Origin of the sequence: Stenotrophomonas sp. AS012628, assembly GCF_010608305.1 — a bacterium.
In the GTDB taxonomy this organism is placed as follows: domain Bacteria; phylum Pseudomonadota; class Gammaproteobacteria; order Xanthomonadales; family Xanthomonadaceae; genus Stenotrophomonas; species Stenotrophomonas geniculata.
In genome coordinates this window covers 73,718-89,107 of sequence record NZ_VMBJ01000004.1, presented here as the reverse complement: position 1 = coordinate 89,107, position 15,390 = coordinate 73,718, and the positions used below count along the sequence as shown (strand labels likewise).

The window sequence follows — 15,390 nt, the reverse complement described above, 5'->3', positions numbered from 1 at the left end:
CCGTGAGGGAAATTTTTCCACCGCTATGTTGGCTGCTATTCATTTGCTCTGTCAAGGAACGTGAAGGAATTGTGCGGTCTCGTTGGCAGTTCTCAGAAATGCTGGAAGATCTCGGCCCTGCCAGAGATGAGCTTTGCCAACGCGATGACGAGTTGGTGCGTGTGGACATCGGGCAAGGCGAGGGGCAGGACCATTCCCGCGAGTACGGCAGCAGCGGCTGCCACTGCGTTAGGACGAGACGAGGGGCCCGCGGTGTGCATTGCCCACGTGCTGCAGCCCAGTCCAAGCATCAGCCCGGCAATGACCTCCGAAAGGCTATGCGCATGCAACGGGATTCGTGTCCAGGCAATGGCGGTGGCCAGCAGCACGCCGATGACCAGGCCGATTCTCCGGGGGAGCTTGCTGGTCCCCGCCAGCAGCGCGCCAACGACCGGATAGATGACGCTGGACATCGCGGCGTGCCCGGAGAAGCCGGTGAAGTGCACGCTCTTGATGCCAATCCCCCAGCCCATGAAGGCCAGCTTCGAAGCAAGCGTGACGCCGGCGGTGACGGCGATGGCCAGCAGCCATCGCCATTTCAGGCGTGCGTCTGCGCGGGGCAGGGTGATCAGCAGCACCAGGGCCATCGGCAGCAGCCAGCGGCTGTCGCCGAGGGCGGAGAGGGTTCGCCAGATGTCGGACATCCAGTTCACAACGGGTCGCGGCGGGCCAGCATATCCACTTCGTGGGCTGCGCAGAACGACGCCCGCTTGGTCCATTCAGCCAGACGCGGTATCCTTTCCCGCTGCCAATGGCCCCGTAGCTCAGCTGGATAGAGCGTCCCCCTCCTAAGGTCAACTCTTTTTAGGGGCAAGTTTAGGGTGGACGGGGAACCCCTTTATTTTCCGTGAGTTAGGCGTGTCGTGCGTTGGTTGATCACCGTCAGCCAAACACCCTAAGACACCCTCAAACATCTCCGAACACCCCCTTTTTGCCCCAGTTGTTTGCCCCAGCCTGGGTCGGCTGCTACTGTCTCGATATGAGCAGAAAAGCGTTGGAAAACCTGCGTCGGGACTGGCCCAAGCGCCATGCGTTGAACCCGGAAGAAGTAGCGGTTGTTCTCGGTCGCAACTCCAACTCTCGGGGCGTGTTGCAGAAGATCCGCGAGGGCATGAAAAGTGGCCGTTACCCAGGTGCCCGAAAGATTGACGGGCACTGGCAACTGCCGCTGGAGGACTTGGCAGAAATTCTCGACCCAACACCCGAAACGGTGCTGGTGCCGGTTGTCGCCAAATCTGGTCGCCGCCGCTCCCAGGTTGGCCCACGAATTCGCTTTGTGATCAATGCACGGTTTTTCGCCCAGGTGTGCGAGTTCATTGGATACGCGCAGGGCGCGCAGGCTCTCCGGAATGATGCTTGGACCGTGCGTGAGGAACTCCGTCAAGAAGACTATGCCCGCCGCGCAGAACGCTCGAAGTTGAGTTTGCTTGCGGCGCTCACAGGGCAGGGACATACCAAGGATGAATAAGAGCTATGAGTGATGGGATGCTCTTTGTTGACGAACGCAATGAAAAAAAGAAAGTGCGGAAGCTCTCGGTCGAAGAACTGAGGCTTCTGTATCGTGATGTGCGTAACTTCAAAAGGATGGTTGAGGAGGCGCGGCAAATGAACCGGCGCTCAGCTAATGCTACTTACACGCAATACGCGCACACACGATTTCAAGAACTAAGACGGTTGTTTCATCCCATCAATGAGCGTTTGATGGCATTGGATGGTGATGATGTCCGCCGCAGGCGCAATTGGATATTGGAAAACTTCTCCAATGCCCTGGCCGTTCAAAGAAAAGATAGTCTAAAGGGTAAGATGGGCTCCACAATTGGTAGCCTCAACATGATTTTGGATGAGATCCAAGAGATTGGTGTGGAAATCCAAATAAGCGAGGTTTAACGGATGAGTGAACTGAGCATCACGCAAAACGCCGACCAATGCCCGTCCATGCAAATTAGAGATCCAGACGAACTCCACAGCGCCCGAGTCCAGCGGCACGATCTGATGAGGCACATTGGAGGCGGCGATGGCGAGAGTTGACGAGCAGCAGCGCCAAGCGCTGGCTCAAGCACCTGGGGATCTTCACCTAACTGCGGCACAAGCCGCTGTGTTGATGCAGGTCAGCACAAAGACGTTGCAGCGCCTGCGCAACCAAAGGATGCCGCCACCACCCATTGGGGAGCGTCCAGAACGCACCGACGAGCGATGGTCCACCACACCAGTGCGCTACAGAAAGAGCGACGTGGACGCATGGCTCCAACATCCTGTAATGCCCAGCGCGCAATTGCTCGGCAAGCAATTGCAAGCGTTTCAGATGGCGAACGGCGTCATTATTGGACATGCCAAGGATCTGGACGACAACACAATTGTCGGCTGTATTTTTGACTTGCTCACCGAGCTGCAGTGGAGCAGCACTGAACTGATGATCGAAGCACAGCAGGTGTTGTTCGATGAGCAAAAACAACAGCGCGATGTGGTGCAAGAGCGTATTGCTTTGCACGAAAGAAACGCCCTCACGCAAGCACTGAGATAGGCGGTGTTAAGCCTCAGTCCCTAGTTGTCCCTTGCAGTCCTTTTCGGCCCCCAATTTGGGGGCTTTTTTTATGTGGAGAAATCCATTCGCCATTGTCAATATTTCCCTATCGCCCCAGCGGGCAAATGTGGAGATATGAAATGGAGAACTACAACAAGCGCGGCAAGTCGGTCCTGGGACTTGCTGTTGTGAAGGGGAAATTGGATCTGCTTGAAGAAAGGTTGAAGCTCGGCGTTGACCCAGATTCAACCTACTACAAAGAAGGTGACCTTCGCAGTCTTGTGGAGCTAGCTTTCAAGTGCAAGAAAATGGAGTCGTTGGAGATTTTGGTTCGATACGGGGCGAACACAAACATTGTATTTTCTTGTGGCTACACAATGGTTCACTACTGCACCCGCAATGATCAGTGGCAGCTTGAGGATGTTCTCAAAATGGGGGTGGATCCAAATACGTGCGCGTCATTGAGTGACATGGATTTCCCAGGTCACGCCGCTTTGCACATGGCAGTGAGGCAGCGGGACATTAAGGCAATGAAGTTGCTGATTTCGTACGGAGCTGATGTCAACTTGGATTGTGACTATCGAGGCTTTACGCCGTTGCACGCTGCGTTCTTGTTCCCCGAAAGCGAGACAATCAATTTTCTTTTGGACAATGGTGCGGATTTGTACGCGCTGGATGACTACGGGTTCATGCCGGAGCAGATTGCTGACTCGTATTACACAAATCAGGCGCGGAAAATCCTGGACGAGCGAATGGCGCGAAAAATCATGGAGCAGGTTGAGGGGAGAGATGCTGAAAGCGGAAAGAAGCGTCGAATGTAAGGGTGTATTGGTCGCTTGGCATTTAAATGAAAGCAAGGATCGATTAAAAAACGCAATACAAATTATTGCGTGAGTAAGGTCAATTAAAGTTGACCCTACTCACCGAGAGCCTTGTGGGAGTGGGCCGTAACTGGGTGAGTGGGTGAGTAGGGTGGTTGTTGAAAAATATTTTAGGGAAAAATGCCAAATACAACAGAATTGAGTTCTCAGAATAAAATTTTTAACGTTTTACCCTACTCGCCCTACTCAAAAAGAGTGAGATCTATATATGCCAATGGTTTCGGTTGAGTAGGGTGGATTCAAAAGACCCTACTAACCACCCTACTCAACACCCTACTCACGCAATAATTTGTATTGCGTATTTCATTGAAAATTGCGCTCCAAGTCTTGCGCTATAAGGCTTTGGAGGGGTTTTATCAAATCACCGCTAAAAAGTTAGCTTCAATGATGGAAATGCGGGTAAAAATGATTGTCGGAAAACTGGAAATTCATTGCAGCACAAGGGCTTTGAAATTTGTATTGCAAAATATGCTTGACAAGTGAGAAAAATAAATTAGAACTAAATTGTATTTACATAAAAATGGAGGTTCTGATGGGTGATGTTTTGCAATTCAAGATTACAAAAAAGAGAAAGCCATACCGTCGCCGTGCGCGGCCTCAGAAGGTTAACCGGACATTTCGGTTTGACCAGGAGAAGTTGGCGCTTTTGGAGGACGTGGCGCAACGCAGTGGATTGACGGTTTCAGAGTACATCCGCGAACTCACTGATTTGGCGGTCCAGGACAGTTGGTTGTTCCAGTCGGCCAAGAACGCATAAACAAAACCGCGCGGTTGCAGCCGCGCGATTTCAAAGAGGTGCACCATATAGGAGAAGCTTATGTCTAAAATCAACGTATCAAATAATGTCGGGGTGTCAACCCCATCCACCAATGCTGCAAAACAGGCCAAGACGAAAGCTGGCCCGCCGAAAATCAAGAAAATCAACAGCGCGAACATTGTGACCTCCCACACGCCCGCATGGAATTGGGTGAACTACATCTACAGCGGTGCGTGTGGAGATTGGGCCCGCGCCAACGGTCTGGCGTACAAATGGAATGGCGTGTTCTGGGACACCGTTTCGCAGGCTGATGGAACGCTTCTGGCAACCGATTTCTTGTTCAAACACATGCCCGACAAGGCCACCAATGCGGCCGCAACGGATTGCTTCAAATTTGCCACGAACATGCTTGATCCACTGCCCAAGTTGGACGCAAGCAAGATTGTCATTGCCGCTAAGAACGGCTACCTCCACGTGGAAAAGGACGGGACGGTTACTGTTCTTCCAGCTGACAAGAAGCTTGGCATGACATTTGGTGTCAACGCGACTGTCAGCACGTCTTACAACAAGCTTCACACCCCTCAAGCCGTCCCCGCCAATTCAATGTTTGGTCGCTTTCTCGCCAGCGCATTGCCTGACCTCGAAATTAGAGCGCTGGTTCAAGAGCAGTGCGCCCTGACGCTTATTCCTGGTCCCCATCAATTGGTGTGGTGGTGGGTTGGAACGGGTGGCAATGGCAAGGGTGTGATGTCGTCAATCATTCGCGGCTTCCACCACCGCACCGCCCAAATTTGGTTGGATAAGTGCGGTGAACCACAGATGCTCGCCAACTGCGTGAACGCTAGTTTGATCTTCACCCCGGAAGTAAAGAAGGGCGCGCGCGGCATTGATCAGGAGGCCTTCAAAGCTCTCAGTGGCGGCGATCTGCTGACTGCTAAGTTTTTGTACCGCGACATGGTTGAGTTCGTGAACACCTCTTGCCACATCGTCAGTTCCAATGACGAGCCGATGATCACCGACGCAACCGATGGCGTGTACCGCCGTTTGTGCGTGGTCAAGTGGAATCAGCGGTACGGCTCATTCAACAAGATTGGGGATCTCGCCGAGCGCATTCTTAAGGAAGAAGCTCACATTGTTCTGGATTGGCTGTTGGATGGGGTCAGCCGCATCGTTAGGCGCGGTGGATTTATGCCGGAGAGCGAATGGCCCGAAGCTACCACAGCGTTCAAACAATCCATTCGCAATAAGAACGATTGTGTTGGAGCCTGGCGCGAGGACATTGGCATTGTTCCCGATGCCAACACCCTGACGCCCAAAAAAGAAGTGTACAACTCGTATGTAAAATTCTGCGAGGCTGATGATCGCCATGTGCTCAACGCACCGCAATTTTGGACGCGCTTTTGGGCCATGCCTGGATTTGAACGCCCACAGTCCCCGCGCGGTGATACACGGCGAATCGATGGTGTGCAAGTCAATTGTGTGCGTGCCCGCATTCCAGTGCAGCCGAGCTACGAATTGCCCACCGGGGAGGTGTTGGTGTTGGCTTCCACCTCACAAGAAAAGGAAAAGCCATGCGAGCCAATCAAACGCAATCCTGAGCCCGCAGTTACGGTTCCGATTGTCATCAGTGATGTGAATTTTTCCGATCCAAACTGGTCGTTCTGAGGAAATACAATGAGCATGGTCTAATGGGCGGTCGAAAGACCGCCTTTCTCATTTTTAAAATTCCAAAAGCTTGACTTTCGGAATTTCGCCCATTTAATAAATTCCAATTATCGATGGGTTGGCCAATATGACGGTGAACAACAACGACATCGAGGGTGACCAGCTGCTGGGCACCACCACCGTGCCGCAGTACGAGGGCAACGTGGCGCTGCGCCGGGGTGACCAGTTCGTCGGTACCGACAAGCTCAGCTTCGACACCGAAACCGGCAATTACATCGCCGACGGCAATGGCTCAACCGCCGCTGTTGCCCTGATGGCATCCGGTTCGTCGTTCGCAGCTTCAAAGTCCGCCACAATGAACTTTTCGTTCGTTGTCGCGTCCACTTGCGACATCTACCTGTCCACAACCGACACCATCAATCAAACCGACGTACATGACATCGCCGGTCAAGGTTGGGACGACAACCTGGGCGTGACATGCAGCGAAGACTTGCCCTACATCGTTGAGGCTTCCACCGACGCCAATGGACAGGTGTTGGCTACGTCCGCCACGTCGTCACGCCAGTACCCCGTGACGTTGTATCGCGGAATAGACACCCGTTCCGCTCCGAAGTTCGGAACCGACGCCAACGGCTTAGCTCTGTCTGGTGTGGGAACAGGCGCGCACCAACCAATTGCCTTGTCCTATGACTTCGGCCAGCGCGACGACCACTTCGGCTACTACAAGCTGCTGGCGGAAGGCACCTACACCGCTTCTGTAACCTTTACGGTGACGTACTGATCGAGTTCCGCAATGGTGATCAAAGACGGGGCGCAGGCATGCGCCCTTTTTTGATGTCCGGTGTTCGGACTGTTGGGAATGAGGGTTATGCTGGGCTATCATGCACCGAACAGGGGCATGGACGACCACATGAAGATGACGCCAGAGCTCGCACAGGATCTTGTGCGGCTGCAACCGTTGATGGATAAGGCCAACGAGCCAGGCTCAGACGCTCAGACAGTGGCGGCGGCCTTTTCTGCCAGCCAAGTGGTTGTGCGAGCTCACAACCAAGAGTTTGCCGAGTATTTTGCACGACGTTTGAACGGCGTGGCGCTTACGTTTAATCGGGGCGAGTTCAATTTTTCGTTCAAGGACACAGCAGACGCTGCCCAGGCGTTCACGATGTTGACCATGCAGCAAGTCAATGATGCAAAGTCCAAGGCAATATCGGGGGCTGTGGTCAACTTGTTGCTCAAAGATATGCAGTACAAATCCAGCTTTGACAGCGACCAGTCGTACTTGACGGCGATCCTGATGATTGCGAATTCGATGTACGCATTTCGTAGGGCCACATTCAATCAGTTTGTCGTTGAGGGACGCAGTAGACAAATCGCATCGTTTTGGCGCTACTTTTTGATCGGTGCGGTCGTTGTCGGTGCCGCCTATCTCATCTTGGGCTAAAAATGCGCATTAAAGATCGATACCGCAGATGGGTTCCAAGCAAACGAGATCATTTGTTGAGTTTCTTGGCTTTGCTGATTGTTGCTATTGGTTGCTTTGTCTACGACAAGGATCTTTATGATGGTCTGCCCAAGACACTGGGCTCAATAAGCATCTTCCTTACGATCTACGCCGTTATTATTGCTTTAATTGAGCTTGCGCGCACACGAAGTGCGGCAGAACTTGCCGAGCAGAAGGTTTCGGAAGTTGTTCGGGTGGTTGAAGACTTGATGACCGCGCGTGAGATTACAGAGTGCCAGATTGCTGTTGAGTCCGCCATCGAAGGAATTACTCGAAATGAGGATATTTCTGCACGGTATGTTGTCAAGATCATTCGGTTGTACACCCAGGTATTCCCTGATGCAATGAATGACGATAAGTCCGAGCATCGTAAGAATCGTTCGATCTTGCAGTCATATCGTTTTGCCGATCATGTGCAGGAGAATGGGAGTGTCCCCGTAAAAACTCAAAGGGCCTTGATGTCGATATCAGGGCACCTGGGACAAGTGCAGGGCTACACCAAACGCGGCAAGGAGAAAATCAAGTGATACCAAAAGTATTTCAGGGGTTCATGACGCAGCTGTTGCAGCAGACCGAAGATGGAACGTTGGTTTGGAGTGATGGTGAATATGACTCCTACGTGTGCGATCACAAGCAATATACCTTGATCATTCGTCGGCACTTCGATGAAGAGCGCGAGAGGGATTACGTTGTTTTTCGCTTTATTTCCAGCGGCAAGAGCACGCCGTTCAGTGTCAGCGACAGTGATGAAGACTATCCCAAGATGCTGAGAATTTACGACGCGGTGATCGCCAATGCCAATACTGTGTCCGATGACTTGGAAAACTTCTTCGATTGATTTTAGTTGGAAGGGGGAGGTTTGCAGGGGTTGGTAATGGTCAAAGCCAGATGCATCAATTCAAGGTTGCGTTCAACATGGACAAGTCACAGGGTGCCCAAAAGGTTCCTGAGTGCGCAACGTTCTGGCGCTATTTTTGTCATTGGGACTGTCATTGTTGGAGTTGCCTATCTAATCTTTGGTCTATTTTTTTGCTTAAGCGCAGTCTCTTGTAAGGGCTGGGTATTGAGGAGTGATCAGTGTTCAAGCGTTTGCTGCTGTTGTGCGTCGGGATGGCTGTAATTCCCGCTGGTTTTGGTGCGGCCAAGTCAAAAGCCCAAGTCCCAGCCGGAGGCTACATGCCTTTGACGCAAGCGTGCGTGTTAGAGGAGGGGGTGAGTCTCGGTCCCAACTTCAAGGGGCATTCGCTCATTGGGGTGGTTGCGGCGATAGGAAATATCCCGCCGAAAGATCAGTACGAAACCAACGATGAGTTCAAGATGCGCACTGAGAACGTGCTGTCTACTAAGCCATCTGCTTTGCGAGACGGTCATCTATGTGTGATCAGTGCCGGTGCGCGTTTGACGGACGACTTCGACGCGGATGCACAAGTTCTGCGGGTACGCACTCTCGGCACGTACAGCAGCCGATGGTTTGATGGCGAGGAATTCCACGATATTGCCAAGGTCTACGGGGGTGAAAGAAACGTTCGCAGAAGCGTCTACGACGCAAGCAACGCCTATGGGGTGTCCGTGTCTGTCACAAAGGCGAAGCGGGATGCCTATTACGTTGCTTTTGACAAGCAATCAGTGGTGGAGGCCGGTGGGCTTCCAGGGCTTTCGCACAAGGAGCTTTCACTGAGAGCTGACGTGGAAATGAGTGGGGCTGATGCACGCGCTCAAAAGGATGATATTGATGTAGTGTACTTGTACAGTGTTGTGCGCCCGTACGTGGGTAGCCACTCTGAGTATGAGTTTCCGAAAATTGATTGGCCCTTTGAGTCGGAAGAAAAACAGACTCTGGTAATCGCATCCCTCAAGAAGTTGGCTGTCATCAACGTTCGCACTGGACTGATTTTGAAAGTGTTCGATCTGGCCGGGCAACAACATTCGGCATCCACCAGTTCTAAGATCAATCGTGGTGATCTCAGGGGCATGGGGCCGTCCTCAATCAAGAAGCCCTTTGTGGTCAAGGGAATGATGGAGGGGCGGCGGTGAGAGACCCCAAAATCTGTTCACCTGACAAAACGACCTTAGAACCCTGATTCAAATTCGAGTGTTTTAGAAATTCGCCCAGTTGCACCGCCCAAGAATACCTCGCCGGTCCCATGCACCCACAAGAGTAGAATTCCTTGACGAGCCATGAACGCCTCCAATGGCCCCAGCGTTTTTCGGTATGGGCCTGTGTCGGGCACAGCGATTGCATGTAGATCTAGTTTGCGCCCACCTTCAGTTTCGCGAAGGGCTCCGAACATCGCCATGGCAGCGTTGCCCCAATCGTTCAGCACGTTGCCCGCCAGTGATACAGCGCCTTTGCACTCAACGAAAAGGCGCGTTCCGTCCGGCCCCAAAACAGCGATGTCGTCGCCTTTTCTACGATTCAGCTTTGGCGGCTCAGTACATGAAAATCCATGTTGCTCCAACCATTCAACAGTGATCGTGACTACATCGTTCTCGGTGAGTTCTTCAGTCGGCTTCATTCGCATTCTTGCCCTTTCGTTGCAAAATATTGCTCCACCGTACTCTTAGCCAAACCGGTCTCAAACCATTCTTTGTTGTCGAGCAACGCGCGCACAACCAAAAGGTCATCCATTTGAAGCACACTGGATATCAGTAGATCCGCAAGGTCCTCCAGTCGTAAGGCCTCCGCGTTTCGGGACAGGAACGCGGCCCCATCTCGCTGGACGCAGCCACGCAGTGCCCGTCGCTTCAACCAAAGATCGGGCCCATCGAAGGCGGGCGTATGATCAGGTTGCGCCAATGCGAGACGGTCAATACGCGAATCATGAGGTAAGTTGCAAATCAACACTATTAGCGAGAGATAGAGGTGAATGAATCCTTCATCAAGCGCGCCGCCTTCCCATTCACTGTCTCTCTCGACCCCGGTCACGTTGGCTTGCAGATAAGCATCAATCGCGTTCAAAGCGACAGTCAGTCCTGGCGGCGTTGATGCGGCCAGCGCATCGATAGGCTTGCCGAGAAGCGAGCTCAGTTCATTTAACGACAACGACGAGATATTCGTAAGACGGTCGTCCCACCACCGGCACATAGCTACCACCTCTGTCGCCAGATCCAGCGCGTGGCTGTTGCCCGTGAAGTGCTGGCGAAGCGCCGTCAACCAATTTGGGGCAACCTGGAAGTGGAGCGGCCAGAAAAAGGGATCCACAGGGTCCTCAACTGCCAGCAACCTATCTTCCAGCACTGCGCTTTCAGTGCAATACCCACACATACCTCAGTGCTCCTTGCTCTTGGGTGAGACGCTACCATGAACCAAGCGAGTCTCGTAAGCTGCGACAGATGTTACACATCGAGCGACAGCAGCTCGCAGCCGTCAAGTGCTCATTGAATTTTTTCGGACCTATTTGGTAGGCGAACCATTGCCCATCTTTAGATGACCTGGAGCACTTCATGGATCAGACGATTGGTTCCTTGTTTGAGAATTTCGTACACACCAAGCCGCTCCTGCTGATCGCGAAACAACTCAATCATTCGTTCCACCGCATTCCGGCTGTACGAGTTGTACTTCTTGATAGTATCCAGCTGCATGAAGTCGTCGGTACGCAAGTTGTCGACCGTTGCGATTTCTATGACTGCATCTGAGCCTCCAAAAACAATTTCGATGGTCTTGCGCGCCATTGGCTGTGTGCCAATGTGGATTTGATAGTTGCGCAGCATCCTCATGAAATGTAGAAGTGGACTTGTGCTGTTCGTTATCCGATAGGCGTGTCCTGCGTTCTTCATGGCCTCTTCTATGCCCACGAATTCGGTCAGTGCCGCACGGACATGCATCGCTACGTGGAGCGCGGCTGGCACCCCGTCGCGAAGAGGGATGTCTGAGCCGCCCGAAAGAAAGAGCATATAAAGAGCGGATGTCGCCCTTTCATAGAACTGGGGCACTTTTTGCAGTGCGCTTGGCGGTGGTCGCCAAAATATGTCGCCCTCAACGATGTCCGGATAGTCGTTGAAATCCAATTGAGCCTTCATGCGTCCATTGCCTTGACGATTTGCTTGGTGATATTGACCACTCCCGGTTCGTTCAATAGCGAACGCCGAAAGTGAAGCGTGTGTGCGTTTGTGTGCGAACTGTAGCGGCCCACCCTTTTCACTACGTCCAATGGAATAAGTGCCGCGTATTCGACATTCAACGAGCTGTTGTAGACCACTGCTGCGAGGTGGTCGAATGGATCAGACGCCAAGTTCCGCAGCGCGCTCAACTGTGTGCTGCGGTTGGTTGCGGTCAGTCTTCGGCCTTTGATTTGGTACCGCGTTCCGTCTGGGCCAATCGCATCAAAACCGGCCTGGGAGCCCGCGGCCAGTTTTGCATTGAGTGCGCGCGCCACCAATGTCTCCGTGTAGTCCGCCACGGGATTGTTTGATGAGCGCACGACTCCTCTTTGTCGAAGTGCTTCCATGACCAGGCAGTGGAGGTCCAGTAACTGCCGGTCCGTCAGTTCATCCGTATCCATTGCGCACTCCTTGTCCACCACGCTGAACAGATCTCGCCCGAGGCCGCGATGTTGGGCACGCCCGCCTGGGTGCGGCTAAAAAAAAGCCCGCTGTGCGCGGGCGTATGCGGTGTTGTATGGGGTGTTAGGAGTTGGTTTCACGCTGCTTACGCTTGGGCGTCGTTGGAAGTTCGGCATCCACTTCCGCAGCGATTTCGTCGGTGATACGGCGAACCGTTCTTTGCGCCTTTTTCGTAAAAGCCGGTTTGGTCTTGCTGGCCGATTGGAAAATGATCAGGTCGCGGAAGAAGTCGCCATTGAGTCGCCCCTTTCCGCAATTCGCTGCAATCAGTTCTCCACTTGCACCGTTCTCCATCTCTTCAACGATGCGCGCAATAGAAACTGCCGTTCTGCTATCAATATCGTGAATTTTCTTTGTCATCTTGTTCTCCTGCCCCCGAGGGCCAAGCAAGGTATAAGTGCGCCACGCAGTGAAGACAAGCCGCAAAGCTGAACAGACAGGGCCGTCATGGAATGCGCACAGAAGCAAGTCCACTAGATATGCGTATGGGCCGTCGATCACAACCCTAGAGGCTGTGTTCGTGAGCTTGCTGATCCATGGTGCAGTTTTTGAGCATCGGAGTGCCCGTTACCCAGGCAATCGAGCGTCACGCCATGCCCACTGCGCAAACCGGCCAGTTCGCCCTCGCGGGCCGGACCCAGCACAGCCACGGGCCGGTTCTGGATCCCTGTGCCCTCAAAGGCCAGGGCGGGCTCTTCGGCAACCACCCCAGTGACCCGCAGCCGTTGGTCCTTGTAGCGCCTGTCGGCAGCGGCAGCGTCACGGGTGTAGGCCGTCAGCAGGACCATAGAGCCCACAGCAATCCCAAGTGTTCAGAATCTGTCCGTTGACGTCCGGCTGAGGATGCTGGCTCTGCATCCTCAGCCGGACATTTCGTCGGAGAGACTAACCGCCCGCCTCCAGCCCTAATGCGCTCACTGCGCCCCAAGGCATTGCGGAGACTCCCTTGCAGCTTCCGTCTTTCAGGCTTGCCTTAGCGACAATGCCGTATCCATTGTCTCCGAAGAAGATAGCGGCACCGCTATCTCCAAATCCGCACGCCAACGACGATCCTTCGATGCGTATCCACGCGTCCGCGCAGGGAAGGTTTCCGCTTGGGCCGCATGCGAGCTCGGGCCTGTGATTGATGCTCACGACAGTTCCGCAGGTGTATTGGCTGGTGACGCCTCTGAAGCACATGCTCTGGCCTTGAGTAGCGTTGGTCCACATGTACATGATGCGGCGCCTACTGTAATCCGAAGTGGAGGTGGCATACACCTCCCGGAGCGGTGTGTGTGACCCCACCGTATGCCACTGAACGTCGTGGCTCGCATCATTGATCTGGTCCACGAACGTCAGCGGCACGGTGTACTTCCCTGCGCCGGTTGCGTAGTTTCCATAGATCAGATTGTCAGGGCAATGCGCCGCAGTGGTGATACCCCTTCGTCCAGTGGCCTTATGAATAACCGGAAATCCTGAGGTGCAGTAGCTATTGTTAGATTGGAGGGGGGCGCCGCCAACAACATACTCCGCGTTGACGGACTTCGGCATGTTGGGGCGGACTTCAATCTTGAGACCGGTGACTCTTTCAAGCTTCTTGATTGTATCCTTCAACTCTTCTGCTTGGCGGCTGTCGCCGTTTATGTCAATCAGCACCCGTTCTTCGCCTGGGAACCCAGTCGTCCCCGTGATGCCTGGTATGGCGCTTTGAAGAAGAGGTCTGTGCTGAGCAAGGAGCGCGTAAAACTCGTCCTGGGTGTACTTGTGACCAACCTCAAACACCACGCGGGTCGTCCCGCTCTCGGTGTTGATCGTTCGATCCGCGACTGGATCTGGCCCCTTGAGCTGCACCAGGATGTGTTGATCTGGCGCGTCTTTGATCGACAGTTCCGTTAGACGATCTGCGAACTCGATTCGCAACGCTTCAATATCCGACATCACCTCACCTTGAACCGCTAGGCGCGTGATTGCGTCATCTATCGAGACCGTGGGGTGTTCACTCATATAGCTGTGAATCTGAATCTGCATCTCCTTGCCTTCTTGCGTGTCAGCGTCAGGCACCTGCGCTAAAGCACAGGTGGATACAAGAAGTGCTGCGGAGCATCCTAGAACCTTCCATTTCATGCGACATCTCCAGAGTTTGTAACAAGTTATCGAGGCGTTCACTTGCCTCGATATGAGAGACTACCATTGTCTCCCCATGCACAACGAGACGGGACGCACAACTGGTGAGCGCTGGTGCCAAAGCTTGTAGGGTGATTTTCGGTTTGAGATTTGACTAAAGAGTGTCAGCGCTTGCGAGGCTTAATGCCCATATTTGGGGTCGGCAGACCGTCATCATATCCCCTGGCTGAGTGGCGCCCGCCCACGAAGCCGCCAGGTTTGGTTGTAGATACGGGTCTAACTCAGCCCTTGAAGCTCACTTACCACGACTGTGGAGGGAATTCGTTCGATTTCTGTGTGCAACAATTTGTAGATGATGTGAATGTACTCTCGGCCATAGCAAGCGCCCATGAAGCCAGTGCGGCGCGCACCGCTCGGGACAGTCTCAAATTCAATTGAGTCCTCATACAGTTCCATCCCCGTTTCCATGCTGTACAAGATGGCGTTGACCATGGTTGCCGGGCGGTAGGTGGTGTCTTGGTACATCGCATCGAACACGGGCAGCAATACTTGGAGTACAGATAAGTTGCGTTCGCTTGCTTCTGCTGCGGCGTCGCTCATCGTTGCGGCGTTTAAGAAGCACACGAAGACGAAATATGCTGGCGTCGGGGTTTTGCTGTCTTTGTATGTAATGTGGATGGTGTAGACAGGCCTGTAGTCGTGCAGTTCAGGCTGCTTCGATCGCGCTTTGTTTTCGATGATCTTTGTGAATCTGTGTTTCATGATCTGTGCGAAGTCCTATTTGCATTGGCTTCGTGAATGGGATGGGTGGCTGGTGACTATTCCGATTTCTCGGCCGCTGTTTGAGCGATGAGCTTCGTGATGTCGATAACGCCGTCTTCGTTCAATAGGCTGCGTCGAAAATTCAGAGTGTGTGCATTTGTGTGGGCACGGTAACGACCAAAATGCACCACCACGTCCAACGGAATGAGGGCGGCGTACTCAACATTCAGAGTGCTGTTGTAGACGACGGCGGCAAGTTGGTCAAAAGGGTTGGACGTCAAGTTCCGCAGTGCGCTCAACTGCGTGCTTTTGTTGGCTGCGGTAAGCCGTCGTCCCTTGATTTGATAGCGCGTGCCGTCTTTTCCAACCGCGTCAAAACCAGCCTGGGAGCCCACAGCCAGAGTGGCGTTGAGGGCGCGAGCCACCAGCGTCTCTGTGTAGTCCGCCACGGGGTTGTTGGAAGAGCGCACCACCCCTCGTTCCCGTAGTGTTTCCATGACCGTGCAATGGAGTTCCAGCAACTGCCGGTCCGTCAGGTCTTCCATGCTCATTCCACGGTCCTTGTCCAAAAGCTCGGTATGCCGACCGCCATCATATC

Annotated in this window: 20 protein-coding genes; 10 read left to right on the top strand and 10 right to left on the bottom strand. The window is 53.4% G+C overall.

The window, feature by feature from the left end; translation table 11 throughout:
• Positions 1-92: 92 nt before the first annotated feature.
• A complete protein-coding gene (locus G5A07_RS03650) occupies positions 93-683 on the bottom strand; it encodes a phosphatase PAP2 family protein (RefSeq protein WP_191862822.1) in 591 nt (196 codons plus the stop codon).
• Positions 684-1,018: 335 nt separating this feature from the next.
• Here G5A07_RS03650 and G5A07_RS03645 point away from each other — a divergent pair, with 335 nt between their 5' ends.
• The 4 genes from G5A07_RS03645 (at position 1,019) to G5A07_RS03630 (ending at position 3,381) form a co-directional block, all read left to right on the top strand.
• Positions 1,019-1,507, top strand: a complete 489-nt coding sequence (locus tag G5A07_RS03645) for a hypothetical protein (protein ID WP_262405818.1) — start codon at positions 1,019-1,021, stop codon at positions 1,505-1,507.
• 5 nt (positions 1,508-1,512) lie between these two features.
• The gene (locus G5A07_RS03640) at positions 1,513-1,926 is read left to right on the top strand and encodes a hypothetical protein (protein WP_191862819.1); all 414 of its coding nucleotides are present in this window, start codon (positions 1,513-1,515) and stop codon (positions 1,924-1,926) included.
• A gap of 127 nt (positions 1,927-2,053) precedes the next feature.
• Complete coding sequence (locus tag G5A07_RS03635) at positions 2,054-2,560, top strand: helix-turn-helix domain-containing protein (protein ID WP_191862817.1); 507 nt, start codon at positions 2,054-2,056, stop codon at positions 2,558-2,560.
• A gap of 140 nt (positions 2,561-2,700) precedes the next feature.
• Positions 2,701-3,381 carry an ankyrin repeat domain-containing protein gene (locus G5A07_RS03630; RefSeq protein WP_191862815.1) on the top strand — a complete coding sequence of 227 codons (681 nt, stop codon included), beginning with the start codon at positions 2,701-2,703 and terminating at the stop codon, positions 3,379-3,381.
• A 657-nt stretch (positions 3,382-4,038) separates the two neighbouring features.
• On the opposite strand, the gene G5A07_RS03625 is transcribed toward G5A07_RS03630, so the two are convergent.
• Complete coding sequence (locus tag G5A07_RS03625) at positions 4,039-4,377, bottom strand: hypothetical protein (RefSeq protein ID WP_191862814.1); 339 nt, start codon at positions 4,375-4,377, stop codon at positions 4,039-4,041.
• A gap of 31 nt (positions 4,378-4,408) precedes the next feature.
• On the opposite strand from G5A07_RS03625, the gene G5A07_RS03620 reads away from it, so the two are divergent.
• From G5A07_RS03620 to G5A07_RS03595, 6 genes are all read left to right on the top strand, one after another.
• Positions 4,409-5,863, top strand: coding sequence for a DUF5906 domain-containing protein (locus G5A07_RS03620; protein WP_191862812.1), 1,455 nt, complete (start codon positions 4,409-4,411; stop codon positions 5,861-5,863).
• A gap of 127 nt (positions 5,864-5,990) precedes the next feature.
• Positions 5,991-6,644, top strand: a complete 654-nt coding sequence (locus G5A07_RS03615) for a hypothetical protein (protein ID WP_191862886.1) — start codon at positions 5,991-5,993, stop codon at positions 6,642-6,644.
• 129 nt (positions 6,645-6,773) lie between these two features.
• Positions 6,774-7,304 (top strand): hypothetical protein, encoded by a 531-nt coding sequence (locus G5A07_RS03610; RefSeq protein WP_223107577.1) that lies wholly within the window; start codon positions 6,774-6,776, stop codon positions 7,302-7,304.
• A gap of 56 nt (positions 7,305-7,360) precedes the next feature.
• On the top strand, positions 7,361-7,891 hold the full coding sequence (locus tag G5A07_RS03605) for a hypothetical protein (protein WP_191862808.1): 531 nt from the start codon (positions 7,361-7,363) through the stop codon (positions 7,889-7,891).
• 23 nt (positions 7,892-7,914) lie between these two features.
• Positions 7,915-8,202, top strand: a complete 288-nt coding sequence (locus G5A07_RS03600; RefSeq protein WP_191862806.1) for a hypothetical protein — start codon at positions 7,915-7,917, stop codon at positions 8,200-8,202.
• 239 nt (positions 8,203-8,441) lie between these two features.
• Positions 8,442-9,398, top strand: coding sequence for a hypothetical protein (locus G5A07_RS03595; RefSeq protein WP_191862804.1), 957 nt, complete (start codon positions 8,442-8,444; stop codon positions 9,396-9,398).
• A 35-nt stretch (positions 9,399-9,433) separates the two neighbouring features.
• On the opposite strand, the gene G5A07_RS03590 is transcribed toward G5A07_RS03595, so the two are convergent.
• The 8 genes from G5A07_RS03590 to G5A07_RS03550 form a co-directional block, all read right to left on the bottom strand.
• The gene (locus G5A07_RS03590) at positions 9,434-9,880 is read right to left on the bottom strand and encodes a hypothetical protein (RefSeq protein ID WP_191862802.1); all 447 of its coding nucleotides are present in this window, start codon (positions 9,878-9,880) and stop codon (positions 9,434-9,436) included.
• Entirely contained in the window at positions 9,877-10,587 is a 711-nt protein-coding gene (locus G5A07_RS03585; RefSeq protein ID WP_191862800.1) for a hypothetical protein, read from the bottom strand. Before G5A07_RS03585 ends, G5A07_RS03590 begins: the two co-directional genes overlap by 4 nt.
• Before the next feature lie 200 nt (positions 10,588-10,787).
• Positions 10,788-11,384: a hypothetical protein gene (locus tag G5A07_RS03580; protein WP_191862798.1), complete on the bottom strand. Its 597-nt coding sequence runs from the start codon at positions 11,382-11,384 to the stop codon at positions 10,788-10,790.
• Positions 11,381-11,866, bottom strand: coding sequence for a hypothetical protein (locus G5A07_RS03575; protein WP_191862796.1), 486 nt, complete (start codon positions 11,864-11,866; stop codon positions 11,381-11,383). Before G5A07_RS03575 ends, G5A07_RS03580 begins: the two co-directional genes overlap by 4 nt.
• Before the next feature lie 124 nt (positions 11,867-11,990).
• Entirely contained in the window at positions 11,991-12,287 is a 297-nt protein-coding gene (locus tag G5A07_RS03570) for a hypothetical protein (RefSeq protein ID WP_191862794.1), read from the bottom strand.
• Positions 12,288-12,812: 525 nt separating this feature from the next.
• Complete coding sequence (locus tag G5A07_RS03560) at positions 12,813-14,030, bottom strand: S1 family peptidase (RefSeq protein WP_191862790.1); 1,218 nt, start codon at positions 14,028-14,030, stop codon at positions 12,813-12,815.
• A gap of 276 nt (positions 14,031-14,306) precedes the next feature.
• On the bottom strand, positions 14,307-14,792 hold the full coding sequence (locus G5A07_RS03555; RefSeq protein WP_191862788.1) for a hypothetical protein: 486 nt from the start codon (positions 14,790-14,792) through the stop codon (positions 14,307-14,309).
• 56 nt (positions 14,793-14,848) lie between these two features.
• The gene (locus G5A07_RS03550; RefSeq protein ID WP_191862786.1) at positions 14,849-15,343 is read right to left on the bottom strand and encodes a hypothetical protein; all 495 of its coding nucleotides are present in this window, start codon (positions 15,341-15,343) and stop codon (positions 14,849-14,851) included.
• Positions 15,344-15,390 lie beyond the last annotated feature (47 nt).